The organism is Eubacterium sp. (assembly GCF_057858645.1).
The window spans coordinates 76,052-92,498 of the sequence record NZ_DBLZZO010000003.1; the positions used below are offsets into that span (position 1 = coordinate 76,052).

General features: G+C 35.2%; 9 protein-coding genes. All 9 read right to left on the minus strand.

Features of this window, described 5'->3' with window-relative positions:
- Window positions 1-51: 51 nt before the first annotated feature.
- The 9 genes from ACZM4J_RS01880 to ACZM4J_RS01920 all read right to left on the minus strand — a co-directional run bounded on the left by ACZM4J_RS01880 (window position 52) and on the right by ACZM4J_RS01920 (window position 16,435).
- Window positions 52-2,748, minus strand: a complete 2,697-nt coding sequence (locus tag ACZM4J_RS01880) for a GH36-type glycosyl hydrolase domain-containing protein (RefSeq protein WP_412621984.1) — start codon at window positions 2,746-2,748, stop codon at window positions 52-54.
- A 492-nt stretch (window positions 2,749-3,240) separates the two neighbouring features.
- Window positions 3,241-6,420, minus strand: a complete 3,180-nt coding sequence (locus ACZM4J_RS01885) for a cellobiose phosphorylase (protein WP_428245245.1) — start codon at window positions 6,418-6,420, stop codon at window positions 3,241-3,243.
- A 13-nt stretch (window positions 6,421-6,433) separates the two neighbouring features.
- Window positions 6,434-7,432, minus strand: coding sequence for a LacI family DNA-binding transcriptional regulator (locus ACZM4J_RS01890; protein WP_022164723.1), 999 nt, complete (start codon window positions 7,430-7,432; stop codon window positions 6,434-6,436).
- A gap of 72 nt (window positions 7,433-7,504) precedes the next feature.
- Entirely contained in the window at window positions 7,505-8,893 is a 1,389-nt protein-coding gene (locus tag ACZM4J_RS01895) for a family 16 glycosylhydrolase (protein WP_022164722.1), read from the minus strand.
- A 61-nt stretch (window positions 8,894-8,954) separates the two neighbouring features.
- Window positions 8,955-9,911, minus strand: coding sequence for a carbohydrate ABC transporter permease (locus ACZM4J_RS01900; protein WP_489485516.1), 957 nt, complete (start codon window positions 9,909-9,911; stop codon window positions 8,955-8,957).
- A complete protein-coding gene (locus tag ACZM4J_RS01905; protein WP_022164719.1) occupies window positions 9,901-10,989 on the minus strand; it encodes a carbohydrate ABC transporter permease in 1,089 nt (362 codons plus the stop codon). The genes ACZM4J_RS01900 and ACZM4J_RS01905 overlap by 11 nt, the downstream gene beginning before the upstream one ends.
- Complete coding sequence (locus ACZM4J_RS01910) at window positions 10,989-13,508, minus strand: DUF5696 domain-containing protein (RefSeq protein WP_022164718.1); 2,520 nt, start codon at window positions 13,506-13,508, stop codon at window positions 10,989-10,991. The genes ACZM4J_RS01905 and ACZM4J_RS01910 overlap by 1 nt, the downstream gene beginning before the upstream one ends.
- Window positions 13,492-15,555, minus strand: a complete 2,064-nt coding sequence (locus ACZM4J_RS01915) for an L-dopachrome tautomerase-related protein (RefSeq protein ID WP_022164717.1) — start codon at window positions 15,553-15,555, stop codon at window positions 13,492-13,494. Before ACZM4J_RS01915 ends, ACZM4J_RS01910 begins: the two co-directional genes overlap by 17 nt.
- A gap of 10 nt (window positions 15,556-15,565) precedes the next feature.
- Window positions 15,566-16,435 (minus strand): carbohydrate ABC transporter permease, encoded by an 870-nt coding sequence (locus ACZM4J_RS01920; RefSeq protein ID WP_302689965.1) that lies wholly within the window; start codon window positions 16,433-16,435, stop codon window positions 15,566-15,568.
- Window positions 16,436-16,447 lie beyond the last annotated feature (12 nt).

Here is a 16,447-nt window from a genome sequence, read left to right on the forward strand (position 1 = left end):
GGGAGCGTGCTTTCGTTAATATGTTTTTCACAGCCGGAAGTATTGAATTTTTTAGCCTAAAATTGCTGTGATTTGGCTCTTATCGCCAAGTTTGTCTACATCTTCTTTTGCAATTGTGTCTGTGTTTCCGTATAAATCACCGTCAATGTAGATTTCTTTTACTGTGTATTCTCCTGCTTCTAAACCAAATGGATTCTGGTATGTTACTGTAATGTTTGCACCTCTGAACATACATGTGGCACTTGCCATTCCGTTTGAGAACTGTTCAGCTAAAAGCTTTGGAGCAAGTTTCAAGGCACCAAGTTCACCTTTAATTCCGTACATTTCATTTAATACTGTAAGAAGTAACCAGCTTGCTGCACCTGTTAAGTAATGGTACATTCCCTGTCCTCTCTGATTTACATATTCAGGCACACCAGGATAAATGTTACTCTTGTGGTAATCTGCGCAATGCTTGTACAATGTGTTGATTACTTTGTAACCTTCTTTTGCAAAACCTCTGCTATATAATGCATTTGCATACATAACAGCCATGTGTGAGAATACTGCACCGTTTTCTTTGTGACCAAAAGCAAATCCAAATAATCTACCCATATCTGTTTTTACTTCCTTAAAATCAGTGTTAAGTCTGTAACCGCCAATTGCTTCATCGTAAAGATATTTGTCAGCAGCTTTTGCGATTTCTGCTACCTGTTCGTCTGTGGCAACACCTGACATTACTGTAAATACCTGACCTGTAAGCATCATTCTTACTCCACTTTCAAAGTCACCTTCTACAGCTTTTCCGCTGTTGTCATAGTAACCGTTGAACCATGAATTTCCTTCCTTGTCAGAAGTCCATTCTGTGTTTCTAATGTGGTCTGTAATCCAGTTTGACATTTCTGTTAATTTATCGGCTAACCAGTCGCACTTAACTTCTGTTTTTTCTCCTGAAATAATGTGACCAACTTCATCACAGTATTTTTCAAGTAAAGCATTCTTTTCGCCAATGCTATCATAAACGCTACTATCTGCTTCTAAGAGCACCAAAATTTCTTTTGCTATGCTTACTGTATCTTTTCCTGTTTTGTCACTGTAATCCTTAATATCCTGAGCAAGATTCTTCAAGTTACCGCCGTAAAGAGCTGTAAAAGCAACGCTTTCTCCACGCTCTTCCGCCATGTCAAGACCGTCGTTCCAGTCTGCTCCGCGAAGTCTTATATGATTATGCTCGCCAACATCGTAGAATGATGTTAAGTGCTGAATAAGTAGATGTTCTAAAACAGTTCCTTCGTATGGAAGTGCGTCTTCGGTCATCTGCTTATTTCCTCTTGTGTCATTCCAACGGTCATCGCGTTTTTCACCACGACAAATCTGTGCGTCCTTAAAATATGTATTGGCTTCTGTAAGGAATTCAATGTCCCCTGTCTGCTGCATATATAATCTTGTTGTAAGATATGGCCAGGCACCATGGTCCATCCAAACTCTTACAATGTTGTTTCTGTCTGCTATGAACTCACCCTGTTTTGAACCGATGATAGTTGCATTTGTACCGTCAAATCTTACTCCGCCAAAGTTGTCTATTAACATTTCTCTAACTTTTTCAGGCTCCATAATAAGGAGTGCAAGACAATCCTGCCATAAATCTCTCCAGCCTCTACCACCTTTTCCGTAATCATGGTGTGGTAAAAATGAGCAACCGTAAATTCTTCTAAGCATTGGCTGGAAATTAACCCAGTGCATCCAGTTATCGAAATCTGAATCAGCAGAATTATAACTTACGTTGATTTTTTCCTGCCAGAATTCTTTTGTTTCTTCTAAATATTTGTCAAAATGCTTCTTTATTAAATATTTCTTGCTTAATTCTGTGATTTCTGCTTCTGATTCACCATAGCCTAAAGCTACAATATAAGTTCTTGTTTCGCCCGGCTCTAATGTACAGTCAGCAAATCTTATTGCAGCCACTGTTTCGTATCCATCTACTTCTTCGCCTGCCTTATATGGTAATGGCTGATTTTTTACAACGTAATATGGATTTTCGAAGTTTCCTCCACGCCCGATAAACTCTTCTGTTACAGGGCAAAAACTTACAGGTGAAACCATTTCTCCGTTAACTTCTTCTTTTGCTAATGCGCCATAGAAAATCTTGTTTTTGTTGTGTCCTCTTTCATCAAATGTAAGAGTTGGATAAATCATTATTCCGTTTTTTACTGTAAAAGTTCTATGAAGCAATGATGTTACGTGTCTGTGATCTCTGATGTTTGACGCCGAACGGGCATACATTGGTATTGCAACTGTTGATGTAATTGTCTGTGCCTTATCAGATGTGTTTGTAATTTCAAACTTTGTAAGTTCTACTTTTTCTTCTGTTTCAGGTACAAAACTTGTCATTACAGCTTTTAAGCCCATTTCCTGTGACTGTCTTTCTACCTGATGCCACATAATACCTGCTGTAAGTTTTACGTCTTCCTTGTCATCCTCAAAAAGTTTTGCCTGCTGTTTGCTTGAACGGCCTGTTACAGACCAAGCTCCCTTTCCTTCAACATAAACCCAGAAGTTTCTTGAAGACTTGTTGTTGTGTAAGTTTTCGCTACTTACCGGTTCAAGTAAAAATGTGTTTTGGTCAAGCTTAATGTCGCCTCCTAAATCCGGTGTGATTGCACTCATCATACCTGCTTCGTTAGCAAGTGGGAAGTACATGTAACTTGTTAAATCAGGATCATCTAATGTAAATGTTCCTTTTTTGTCCAAATACTTTAAATCGCTCATAAAATCTAATCCTTTCTCCTTTTTATTTTAAATTGATTTTGTTCAATAGTTTTCAAATAGTTGTTTGAAACTGCATTTTTGCATGTTGTTGTCTTTACTCTGTATTTTGCAGATAGTTGTTTTAGTGTGCATCTTTGCAGATTGTCTTTTTTGCTTATTATTTTTAGAAAATTTTCTTTTTATATTTTATATTATATTTTTAGTTTTTGGAAAAACTACAATTGTTACATATTTATTTTATATACCTTTATTTGCTCTTAAATATAATTAGCAGGAACTTGTATTAGGTCATCTAAAAGATATAATTTCAATTCTTTTATTTACTTTCTTTTATAATCTTTCCAAAAATTAAAACGTTTCAAGCTTTTATAAAGAAAAAATGCTGTGAACCTTATAGAGTTTATATCTTTTTCAAATGTGTGTTGGATGAGAACCCTAAAGATTCTCATCCCCACCATTTGCTCTATAAAAATTTATAGCATTTTAAATGATTTATTCAAAGTAAACATTTATAGCATTAATCTTGCCATCACGAACAGCTTCTGCCATTTCGCCAACAATCTTACCTTCTGTTGCTACTGTTTCACCGTTGATTTCAACCTTTGAAACCTTAGCAGCATCAGCGCCATAAGTGTTCTTTCCTGTATTATTAATGTATGTTACGTCACATGTTGAAAGAAGTCTGAATGTAACTTTTCCTTCATCAAATAACCAGTTTGCAAGCTTTGGATCAAAGTTAAGTGCAAGCTTACCATCTTCATAAGTAAATACCTTGCCACCCATCATCATCTGAATCCACATAGAAATCATTTCTGTTGTTGAACCTGAAAGTCTTGCAACAAATCCTCTACCATGAACATCTTCATTTGGATTTACGCTTGATGCAATAAATGATGAATTTTCAAGTGTACTTCTACCATACATATTTGGATCTAAGAATGGAATAAGTGCTCCCTTAATTGTTTCATAATATTCATCATATAGACCTGCTTTAATCATAGCTAAGAGATATTTGTATTCCATGTGTAAGAATACGTTTTCTCTTTCCTGCCATCCTGGAGTAAATGCACGACAACGTCCATTTTCCATTGAACATTCTTCAATTGATGCTGAAGTCTTGTACATAGCAAGTTTCTCATCATAAAGACCTGTGTTCTTAACTTTGTTGTACATGTCTCTTGCTGTATCTACATCTTCGTAACCCATCATACGGGCAGGTCCTTCAAGGAAGTATGGTAAAGCAACTGCCTTAAATTTCTTAACCTTTGCCTTCTGAAGTCCGTAATGACTAATTACAGGTTCTCCATTTTCGTCTACAACAGGTTCAAAGTCAACTGCTTCATGTGTAATGTATGTTGGCACAAGTCCGTTACCCATTTCAACAGCCTTTGCAATACCTTTTTCAATCTTAGCTTCGAATGCCTTGAATACTTCAACAATGTGAGCTTTTGATACAACTGTTTCTTCACCGCTTAAGTAAAGTTTAATTGTTTCTCTGTAAGCTTCTCTGATTGTTGCAACCTTATCCCAATACTGGAAGTCATTAATTGTTCCGTTGTTGTATTCGTCAAGTGCTGCCTTAACATCATCTAAGTATTTTGCAATCTCAGCAGGCATTGTAACTTCGCCTTCTCCATCAAAGTTGTTAATGATGAAGTTTACTAATCTCTTTAATTCAAATGTTTCAGGTGTACCTGAACCGAATAATCCAGGAAGACCGTTCATGGCATCATTCCAGCCCGGCTTTCCACCTTCCATTTCAACACCGATTCCGTCAACGTCAAGCTGAGCGAATTTGCTAAGTGCTAAAATAACCATCTTAACAGCTAAAGATGTTTCATAAATCTTTTCGTCTTTTGTCTTTAACCAGTTAGTTGCCCACTTGTTAAATCCAGGACGTGCAAGTTTTTCTTCATCTTCAACTTCCATACCGTACTGACGTACGTCACCTTTTTTATTAATAACATACTTTTCATCTCTTGGTACAACGTATGCAACGCTGTCATAGAACTTGTATGTTTTGTCTTCGAATAATAATTCGTTAATCTTATCAGGGAATACGCTTAAGTAGTTATCTACTAAATCCATGTTGTAATCCCAGTGATCGCTCCAGTAACCTTCACCAAATCCGGCTTCAATGTTCTGGTCACAATCATTTAAGATTTCTGCAATGAAATCACCATCATCAATTTTTACTTTTAAACCAAGTTTTGCAATTGTGTTTGAAATCTGTCCCGGTGTAAACTTACCTGCAACAATTTTTTCAATGGCTGTTGCATCTCCGTCAATGTTTTCTTTTACATAAGCATTAACTTCGTCTTCTTTTCCTTCAATTACGTTAAATAAACTTGGACGTACTTCTAATGGGTTGTAACCATCAGCCTGTACTAAACTGAAGAAAGTTTTAACATTGAATTCTCCAACATCTTTATTGAAGAATACATCATTTCTTCTATTCTGAGAAACATCTCTGAAGTTTCCGTTACCCTGTGAATAATATTCAGCAGCAATAGAGAAGAAGTTGTAATCTCTTTCCGGATCTCCATGTTTTCTACTAAATAAATGTATTATAGACTTATTACCATCTTTGTTAAGAACATATGGATAACCACCTCTTAAGAAGTTATCTAAGTAACACTGTTCAATGTACTGATCAAATTTTCCGGCAGATGTATGTGTCTTAATGTCAGATGTGAAGCTATCTGCTAATTCTTCTGCTTCTACAAACTTGTCTGCAATATAGCCAGGCTTTGTAAATGTAGAAACCTTTGAATTAATCTGTTCTTCTGAACCTGCAAATCCCATCATTGTATCAAATGTGATTGCTTGGTTTGCAGCTACTGTTTCATGGAATGCTGTAAATCCGCAAGGAACTTTGTTTGCGAAACACTGTTCTTTTGCTTTTACGTTATCAATTCCACCTTCGATAAATCTTACAGGTGTCATTAATGAAAGATCATATCCGAATACTGTATCCACATCGTAGATTACATCCTGTAATTCTCCATCTTTAATTGTAAGATAGTAGTAACCACCTTCAACATCTGAAACTTCTGCTGAATCCTTTGTTGATGCTCTAAGTGTGTAGTATGGAACCTTGTTATCAATGTTCTTAATGTATGCCCAACTCTTAAATAAGTTTGACATTTCCTTGAATTCACCATTTGAGATTCCGTATGTAATAATCTTTGGAAGTCCGTCAATAACTTCAATATCTTTTGCAGAATCAGAAATGTTCTTCACTGAAACCTGTCTAACTAATGCTCCAATACTTTCGTTTGGAAGAATGAAGTAATTAACTGTTACTTCAATACCGTATTTTTCATTTGTTTCAATAATCTTGAAACTATTTTTATTCATTCTAATCTGACGTTTTGCTTCTTTTTCATATTTGAAAAATGGTTCATAATATTCGCCGTCAATTTTTAAGAATGTTCTAAAACCCTTTACTGTTGTGTTTTCAAAAGCTGTATTAGCTGAATTAAATTCCATAATGGCATTGCCCTTGTTATCAATACCAAAACTGTTCATTCCCTGTCCTCTGTTTGTGTAGAACGTCCACATTGGAATACCCTTTACACCTGCAAGACCAGGTAAAAAGCTTGAAAAAGCTGGCAATCTGTCATAATCATCTATAACAAATGTCTTACCTTCAAGTCTATAATTCTCCATAATAATCTCCTTTTTATTTGCGTTTTCCGCATGAACTTCTGTAAACCATCTTTGGTGAAAGTTTTGTAACTGTACCGCTCTTGTCACCATCATCGTTTAATAATCTGAATAATTCATTTGCGCTTGCACTACCCATTTCTGTAATTGGGCTGTGTACTGTTGTAAGTGGAACGCCATAATATCCACTAATTGTGCTGTCATCGTATCCTATTACGCTTACCTGTTCAGGAACCTTAATTCCCACATCCTGTAGCGCTTTTATGCAACCCCAAGCCATTTCGTCATTGGCACAAAACATTGCATCAGGAATCTTTATTCCACTTGATAGCATAGAGCGCATCTCGCTGTATGCCAGGCTCTCTTCGTAGTAACCTCTTAAAACAATGTCTTCATCAATTGGGAGATTATGCTTCTGCATAATTTCAACATATCCCTGATAACGATGCCTGTCATCTCCCGTATCATTTCCGTGCATGTAACCGACTCTCTTATGTCCTAATTTTAATAAGTAATCAATTGCCATTGATGCGCCTAATTTGTCATCAACTAAAACACCTGAAATGTTCTTACCTTTGCTATCTCTGTCAATAAATACCATAGGGATATTTACTGTTGCAATTCTTTTTACATAATCACCTGTTAAGTCTTCATGGTAAATAATTGCGCCTGCAACACCTGATGCAATAATCATTCTGTATATTTCATCTGGTGAGTTGTCATTACTTATATAAATATTTAACATGTAATTATTTAATTTACACTGTAAATGAATTGCCTGTGTTAATACCTTATAGAAATCACCTTGTAAACTTGTTAAAAAGAGGCCTATTGTATTTTTTCTATTAGACTTTAATAACTTTGCATTCATATTTGGTATGTAATGAAGTTTTTCTACTGCATCTAATACTTTTTGTTTTGTCTCTTCACTAACGATATCTGCGTTATTAAACACATTTGAAACTGTTGATATTGCCACTCCCGCTTCTCTGGCAACGTCTTTTATTGTAACCATACAATAATCCTCCTAATCTACTTGGAAAGTTTCGCAACAAGGGAGGCTTAAAGCCTCCTTGTTACTTTATTTTTACTGATATACTCTTACATAATCAACGTACATCTTATCCTGATATACATCATTAACTCCGCCGTCCGGGTAAGTCTTTGTGCCTACTTTTGTCCAGTAATCTGTTCCTACTGTTCCACCAAGAACACCACCAATAGCACAGTTAATAATTAAGTGGAATGGCTTGTTAAATGGCCAAATACTACTGTTAGCCCAAGCATTTCCTGTAGCCACATATCTTGATGGGTTATATGACCATGTTACCTTACCATCAATTGTAAATGTAACTTCCTTTGCATTCCAGATAATTCCGTATGTGTGATATGCACTTGTAGCTGTTGCAACTGTTGTATGTTTATACTTATTTCCAGAACTTGTTGGCATACCATTGAACTTTGTATTATGGATTGACTGTGGAATAACTGTCTTTGATGCTTCACTCATTGTTTCTAAAACATCAATTTCACCACAGTTTGGCCATGTACCATAATTACTATCATTACCTAACATCCAACATGCAGCCCATGTTCCCTGTCCTTTCGGTAACTTAGCTCTGAATTCTACCTTACCATATGTAAATGAATATAATCCTTTAGTCCAAAGTTTTGTTGAATAATAGCTACTTTTTATAATATTCTTAGTTCCTTTTTTTGTTTCGAACTGTGGCTTAATAACAAGATTTCCATCTTTTACTTCTGCATATTCCGGCTGATAGTTCTGTAGTTCCCTATTACCATAGCCACCTGCACCAGTTGCGCCTTCTGTAGTCCATTTTGTTGAATCAATTGTTGTTCCACTAAATTCATCATTCCAAACCATCTTACGAACTTTGTCTGATACTACGTTTGAGAACTTTGAACATACATAAGTCTTACCACTTACTTTTGCAATAGGTTTAATCTTGAAGTAGTAAGTTGAACCTGCTGTTAAACCATTAACTGTTGTTCTTGTAACTTTTCCAACTGTTGTTACTTTAAAGCCACTGTTTGCATTTGTTGAATAGTAAATCTGGTAGCCTGTTGCACCGCTTACACCAGTCCACTCTAATGAAATACCATTATTTGCTGTGTTCTTTGCGTACTCAATTGATGTTGCGCCAGGTGTAACCTTAACAGTTACTTTCTTCTTGCTTTTCTTTACTTTTACTGTAATTTTGCAAGTACCAGGCTTTTTAGCCTTGATTTTTCCTTTTTTTGAAACTGTAGCAATTTTCTTATTGCTTGATGTAAACTTAGCACCTTTTTGTTTAACTTTAATTTTGCTGCTGTTTCCTGCGATTAAAGTAACTGTCTTCTTAGACTTGATTGTTACTTTTGCCTGTGCTGTTGTTGGATTTCCTACATAAACTGTAGTAACAACCATAGCCATTGCTAATGCAACAGATATGATTTTCTTTAACATCTTATTCATATTTTGCCCTCTCACTTTCATCTGTTAGAACAGATGCTTTACGCACCTGTTCTAAAATGTTTTATTCACCTGTGATACCTGTATTTTCGATACCTTCAATGAACTGTCTCTGTACGCATGCGTACAATACTAACAATGGTGCAATTGCTATAAGTGTAGCTGCCATCTTGATGGCTTCGTTTAACTCACTTACGGCATTTGAAGTTGAACCGTTATCAAATAATGATAATCTTCCCGGTAATAACTCTAAAGCATCACCTGTCAGTATGTTAGTTGTATATGTTTCATTCCAGTTAAATACGAATGAGAATAAGAATACAACTAAGATTGTTGAAATTGATAATCTAATTGCTACATGATAGAAAACTTTTAATGAACCGGCACCATCGATCATTGCCGCTTCATCAAGTGACTTTGGTATCATGTTAAAGAAATTGTAGAATATCAATACCAACATTGTTGAGTATGTTCCCTGTCCTAATAATGCTAATAAGAACTGTGGAACAACTGTGTTAATTAATTTAAATCCTAAAATGCTTTCAGCAGTGCTGAACATCATAATTCTTGGTACTGTTAAAAGTGGTACAGGAAGAATGAATGCAATAATTAACATTACAAACCAGAAGTTTCTTCCTCTAAATGTGTATCTTGATAATGCGAAACCTGTTGTTGCTGATACAAATGTCTGAGCAACAGCAAGTAATGCTGAGTACCAAATTGAGTTTAAAATTGATGTTGGAATATCAAGTGTTCCAATAGCATTTTTAAAGTTATCTAATGTTGCATGTTTTGCAATCCATGTAATTGATGGATCAATTAAGTCCTTTGTTGTCATAATTGATTTGGAAATCATTTCAAAGATTGGCTCTAAGAAAATGAATCCAATACAAATTAATACAAAGTAAATTGCAAATTTTGAAATAATGTTTACAGCTTTTAATCTCTTTAATTTGGCAAAGTTGATTTTCTTAACTGATGACAAATCAATCTTCTTTGCACTGTTATTTTTATTTGCCATATAACTTTGCCTCCTTTGCCTGATGTCTCTTCTGAGAATTTAATCTTCTCTTCTGCTGTTTTTCCAGCTTCTTTAATTTCTTTTCCTGCTTCTGTCTTGCCTTGATATCTTTTGGTTTCTTATCTCTAAATAGTAAGAACACAAATCCAACAAGTAAGAGTACCACTAACGCGTATATCCATGCGTAAGTTGCGGCATATCCAAGACCTGAACCTGTTTCACCTGTCTTTTCCTGAATTAACTCATATAATGGGTTAATTGAGCTGAACATACCAAGCTGTATTACTGTGAAGACTGTAATAATAAGTCCAATCTGTTTTAACATTGGAATTGTTATCTTCCACATAATCTGCCAAGCATTGGCTGAGTCAATCTTTGCTGCTTCGTAAACACTTGGGTTGATTTTCTGTAAACCATTGATAAATAATACAATTGGAATACCTGTAAACCAAAGTATAATTGATAACTGATCAAATACACCTGCTAGGGCATTTCCAAGTGCCGGTGAATAGCTGTCTATAATCTGCATAATAAATATATTTAAATATGCATTGGTTGTTTCTGGCGCCGTGGCTGATGCAGTAGCCTGAGCTGCTGCCTGTCCTGCGGCCCCCTGCACTTCCATAATCTGTGTCATAACCGGACCAGACATGATAATAACAGGTAAGAAATAAATTGTTCTTAAAACACCCTTACCTACTTTAATCTTATTTAAAAGGTAAGCGATAATAAATGATAATACTACTACAATAAATGTGTAAGGTATAATCATCTGTAAATACTTAATTAACGCAGGTGTAAATTCACTGTTTCCAATGAACGCCTTAACGTAGTTTCCTACACCTGTCCATTCAATTTCGTATCCTCTGATTGTTCTCTTTACATTTGTAAAACTTAAATAAATAGTAAATACAAATGGGAACAATGTAAATAATGCAAAACCTACAATCCAAGGAGCCATAAACATATAACCTGTTCTGTCCTGTCTCTGCTGGTATGTACGCATTTTCTTAGCCTTTTTTGGCTTGTCTTTTTTAGGAGTTGTTTTTACTTCTGTTGTCTTCTTTTCTTCAGCCATTATTTAACACCTCCTTCAATTACTTCTGCACTCTGTGCAGCTACTTCTGTATTTCCTACAGTAACTTTATCCTTTGTATAGTTAATTACTACACTCTTTGTATCTCCGTCTTTCTTGTATGTATTAACGATAACACCGTCACTTACTACCTTACGGCCTGACCACTTATATCCAATAACCTTAGATAATGGTGTGTTGACTTTGTTGTAAATATCTTTTACAAGTTGCTCATACTGTTCAAACTCTGTTGAATAGTAGTCTGATGAAGTTGTTGATGCTAAAAGATATGATGGTTCCTGTGTTAATACAAATGAAGGACAAATATTGTAGTCAATCATTCTTAACTGGTCTGTTGTTGAGTAGAATGAGAAGTTTGCATATGGTGCATATACTTCCATTGTACCGTTAAGTACCATCTGTAAAAATGGAACTGTATCTGTTTCGTATACATACTGTGATGTTCCTACAGGTGACTGTAAGTATCTGTCTGTGTATTTCCATAAGTATTTGTTTGGTGCTACTAAGTTAAGTGTTGTACCATTCTTCTTCATTTTCTGTAATGAATTCTGATATAACTTAATTGCATCACTTACTGTTGTTTCTACACCATCACTACTGTATGTACTAACTAATACATTTGATGCTCCGTCAATTGTAAATGACTTGCTGTATTCTCCTAAGTCTTCATATAAGTCATCCATCCACTGTGCTGTCTTCTTAGGAAGTGCATAACCAAATTCTGTTACAGGAGCATTCTTTGGTAAAATATCTGTTTTATCAACCTGAAGGTATTTTGTATTTAAGTGCTTAGCAGAGTTGCTGTAGTAACTTACCATATCTTCATTAATTGTTGTAAACTCTCTTGAGAATGAAATATCAATATTCTTCTTAGCAAAATCAGATATTAATGAAGTGAACTTACTTTCACTTCCTACGGCACTTGAAAAACTTGTGCTGTTTGGCTTTGATAATGTTTCTCCACCGCTTTGCCATCCGATTAAACCTGTATTAATATTTTCAACTCCATCTTTTGTTAACTTGTTTAAGATGTTTCTTACATCATCAGCAGTTGTTACTGTTACCTGCTGTGTTGAGAATACACCTTTCTTTGAATCTGACATTAAGAAGTCAACTCTAATTGGAAGGTTTGAACCTTCTGTTGTTCTTTCTTTCAATGTTCCATTATCAATTAAGTGCTGTCTGTATGCCTGAGCCATACCTGCGTAATCTGCTGATGGTGTTCCATCACTTCCATCGCCACTTAAGAACTGATATGTCATTGAAATATCAACCTTGTTTGGTGTATCCTGTGTCTTTCTGTAAGAATCACCCTTCTGGTTTGTTACCTGATAATATTCTGAATTGAACTTAAATGTTGGGTAAGCGTATGTATATCTTACTTCACCTTCTGCTGTTGTTGAAGGGACTGCATTTATGCTCATGTATTCATCACCCTTATCAGCGTAAGCAACAAATGCTGCCTGTGTTCCATCACCATGTGAAATACCGAATACCGGCATTGTTGGTTCCTGTACAGGAACAACGTCATCGCTTGTTGCATAATATGTTAAGTTTGTTGATGGATCTGTTCCATAAATCTTACCCTGATATTCACTGAACTTTGTATTGTTTGTTGCGAATCTTACTAAAGCTCCACTTCCGTCAGGTATTAATGCATAACCAGGTGTTAATTCTTTTCCCTGTAACTTAACCCAGTCAGCTTCTTCTTCATCATATGCTAATGTAGCACCACCACTTGTTCCTAAGAACGGTGTAATGATTACGTTAGCAATTTTCTTGATGCCTGAACCTGTAAGTTCTTTATATGGTATATCGTATTTGATATTTCCATCATCACCGAATGTAATATATACATTCATACCTAAATCATCATCACCAAGTTTGAATACACATTCTAATTTGTATTCTCCCTTTTCTTTATCAACTTCACTAAGTCCTGATTTTCCATCATTCTCACTAGCTGCTGCTGATGAAACTCTTGTAGTCTTCATACTCTTACCTGAACCTGTATAATACTCAACTGTAACAATTGAGTTTGCAAATGCTGCATACTGGTCATTAGTAAATGATGAATCCTTTGGTGTGTTGGCAAGTTCTTTAACCTGCGCAACTGTCATTCCTTTTTCCTCAGCGTAATCTTTGATTTCTGAAGGATCTTTATCTTCTTTTGCACTTGTTACAACATCTAAAGCTTCTTCAATTTCTTTAGGAAGTGCAACATCTACACCTGTTTTCCAAACATATTTTGTCTTTGTGTTTCTAACTAAGATAATATCGCGGTCATCTCTGAAATAATATTCATAATTACCTTTCTTACAAAGTAACTGATATGCGTTTGTTACTTTCATATTTGATGTTACCTTGTTAGGTGCAGGTCTTGTATCTCTATTTGTATTCAAGAACGCAGCTGCTACTGCAGCGCTAAGTGAAAGGACGCATAAGAGACATACCACAAGTGCTGTAATTTTAATCTTTTTATGTTTAGCTGCCTGTAACATTTCTTATAATCTCCTTTCCTACTGTTACTAAGAAATCTTTTAACTGTTCCCACATAATAATAACTACTAAAACAACGATTGCTGCAATAAGCATGAATACTACTGTGATTATCAAACTTACTACTGTATGTTTAAAGTCATAATCATGAACTGTTGAAAGACCTTCAAATATAAGAGCAATACTCCAACATACACCAATTATCATAATAACTGTTAAGATAAATGATTCGTTGTATGTTAATACGTATGACATAATAACTGTTGCTACCATTGATATCATTGCAGGTATTAATCCGTATGCAGGTATTAAGTAAACCTGTCTAAATGTACCATCACCATCTGTAATTGATGTTACAAGATAGTTACAAATAATAAATAAAATTAATATTGCAAAGAAACCTACGATAACCGCTCCCATATCCATGTCTTCTACTTTTGAATACTGGTAAATAAATCCTTTACCTGTCTGGTATAACATGTATACTCCGAAGAAAACAATGTATAAGATTGTTGCAGCTATCACTGAACCGTTCTTGTTTACTCTAATATCATAGTATCTGTCAATTGGATGTTTTGTTATCTTGAACGCATAACCTAATTCACCAATAACAGGTGTATTCTTAAGTTTTTGTCCAAGAGCTCTTTTCTTTTTCTTAAGTACATGATTCTTATCAATGAATCCGATAGCAATCTTAATTGCAATAAGAATAACTAAAACAATTAAAACTGTTCCTAACCACTTCTGGATTGATTTGTTTCTTACTTCCCAGAATGCGTTTGAATAACCGTCTCTGTTTCCGGCAATTTCAAAATGTTCCATTGCTTTGTCATAAACTTCATCATTGTAGTAAGCTTTTGCTACACCGTTATGAGCAAGAACTGACATCTGGTTAAGTCTTAATACATAATTCCAATCTCTAAGGGCTTCTTTATAATCACCATTTTCATATTCTTTTAAAGCCTTGAAAATAGTTGTTGCATATTCTGTCGGTGTAAATGACTGTAAGTATCCTTTTTCACCATCAGCTGTCCAGATGTTTCCACTGTTATCTACAGCAATTGTTGTAAGTGATGTAAATAAACCTGAAATATCTTTGTCTGCTGCTTCTGCACCTAACTGGAAGATTACTTCACCCTGACTTGTATATACCCAAATCATACCATGTGAATCACTTGCGTAAATAATACCGTCTTTGTTTGCAGTAACATCTGTTAATGCTGAAGAAGTCTTAACATTCCCAAGCATGTTAGTACCATCTGTACTATGCTTCTTAAGTAAGTCATTTCCTGTACCCATACATGTTGAATATGCTGTACCATTTGTATCTACAAAAACATTAGAGAATGTAGATGGAAGAGTATTTAATAACTCTGATTTTTTCTGCTGTTCTTTTGTATAAATTAATTTTAAGAACATCTGCTGTGGTGTTAATTTTGACTTATTTGATGTGAAGTATCCTAAGAACTCACCTGTGTTTGCCAACTGAATTACACCTGCGTAAACACCTTCTGAAACGATGTAGATGTTGTTACCGCTATCTACTGTAACCTTACTTGGTTCGTAGTTTGTATCAGCAAAAATAGCTGCTGATGGTTTTAAATAACTTCTTACGAATTTAAAATCCTTTGTAAATTTGAATACCGCTTTCTGTCCTACGTCAGCAACATATAATTCACCGGCATTTGTTCTAAATACACCCTTAGGACTTTTGAATCCAGGGAATCTTTTATCGTTAACTGTTTTACCATTTAGGATTCTTACGATTTTCTCAGTGTTTAAATCGTAAATAACAATTCTCTGATTTCCTGTATCTGCTATGTAAGCAATGTTGTTATCATCAATTACCATATCTTCAGGATCTGATAATTCTAAGTTTGTTATAGTTCTGTCAGGCAAATATGCATCCTGTGTTCTAACCAATTCTCCCTGATCATCTTCTGTATATGAGTAACTGGTTGCCTGTGATGCTGCCACTGGTAACACTGACATTACCACAAATACCAAGGCTAGAAACAGAACTAAACTTTTTTTCATAATTTTTTTCATTTCTGCCTCCTTACTTGATACCTGAACTTGCCATTGTGTTCATAACCTTAGACTGCATACAAATGAATATAATCAAGTTTGGCAAGAATAAAATCAAACTTGATGCAGCTACCATACCGGCTGCCGCTACAGCATTGTTTACACCAATGGAGTTACAATAGTATGTTAATGTTCTTAATGCTTCGTTTGTAATATAGTTGTTTGATGTTTCCACGTTGTTCCATACCTGCTGGAATGTAAGAACCACAGATGTTGCAAGAGCCGGTTTTGTTAAAGGAATAATTACCTTTCTTAATATAGTAATATCTCCTGCACCGTCTACTACCGCTGCTTCAATTAACGCATCTGGAATACCATCAACGAACTGTTTTACTAAGAATAAACTTACAGGCATTGCAATCAATGGTAAGATATGTGCAAACCATGTATTGTATACGCCTAAGTTTACGATAATTAAGTATCTTGGAATAGCTACGGCTGTTGCTACGAACATAAGAGCCATCTGGTTTACTTCCCATAAAGCACCTTTGATTTTGAACTTCTTCTTTGAAAGTACATAAGCTGCCATAATCGTAATGAGAATTCCAAGCACTACTGTTAATACTGCTACGATTAATGAATTTAAGAAATATCTGGACATTGGAATTCCTGTTGCTCCTGATAAGTTCAATAAATTCTTAAAGTTATCCAATGTTGGATTTTGTACAAATAATGTTGGTGGAAATTTAAACAATTCTCCCAAAGGTTTAAATGCATTATTTATCATAAATATTACCGGAAGGATCATAAATATTGATAATGGTAATGCAATTATATGAAACTTAATCTGACCACGCGAAAAACGTGTTGGATTAATTCTGTTCCCCTGAAAACCTGCCATTTATGTATCCTC

Coding starts and splice junctions, on each gene's coding strand:
- ACZM4J_RS01880 (WP_412621984.1), bottom strand. CDS start 2,748: ATGAGCGATTTAAAGTATTTGGACAAAAAAGGAACATTTACATTAGAT.
- ACZM4J_RS01885 (WP_428245245.1), bottom strand. CDS start 6,420: ATGGAGAATTATAGACTTGAAGGTAAGACATTTGTTATAGATGATTAT.
- ACZM4J_RS01890 (WP_022164723.1), bottom strand. CDS start 7,432: ATGGTTACAATAAAAGACGTTGCCAGAGAAGCGGGAGTGGCAATATCA.
- ACZM4J_RS01895 (WP_022164722.1), bottom strand. CDS start 8,893: ATGAATAAGATGTTAAAGAAAATCATATCTGTTGCATTAGCAATGGCT.
- ACZM4J_RS01900 (WP_489485516.1), bottom strand. CDS start 9,911: ATGGCAAATAAAAATAACAGTGCAAAGAAGATTGATTTGTCATCAGTT.
- ACZM4J_RS01905 (WP_022164719.1), bottom strand. CDS start 10,989: ATGGCTGAAGAAAAGAAGACAACAGAAGTAAAAACAACTCCTAAAAAA.
- ACZM4J_RS01910 (WP_022164718.1), bottom strand. CDS start 13,508: ATGTTACAGGCAGCTAAACATAAAAAGATTAAAATTACAGCACTTGTG.
- ACZM4J_RS01915 (WP_022164717.1), bottom strand. CDS start 15,555: ATGAAAAAAATTATGAAAAAAAGTTTAGTTCTGTTTCTAGCCTTGGTA.
- ACZM4J_RS01920 (WP_302689965.1), bottom strand. CDS start 16,435: ATGGCAGGTTTTCAGGGGAACAGAATTAATCCAACACGTTTTTCGCGT.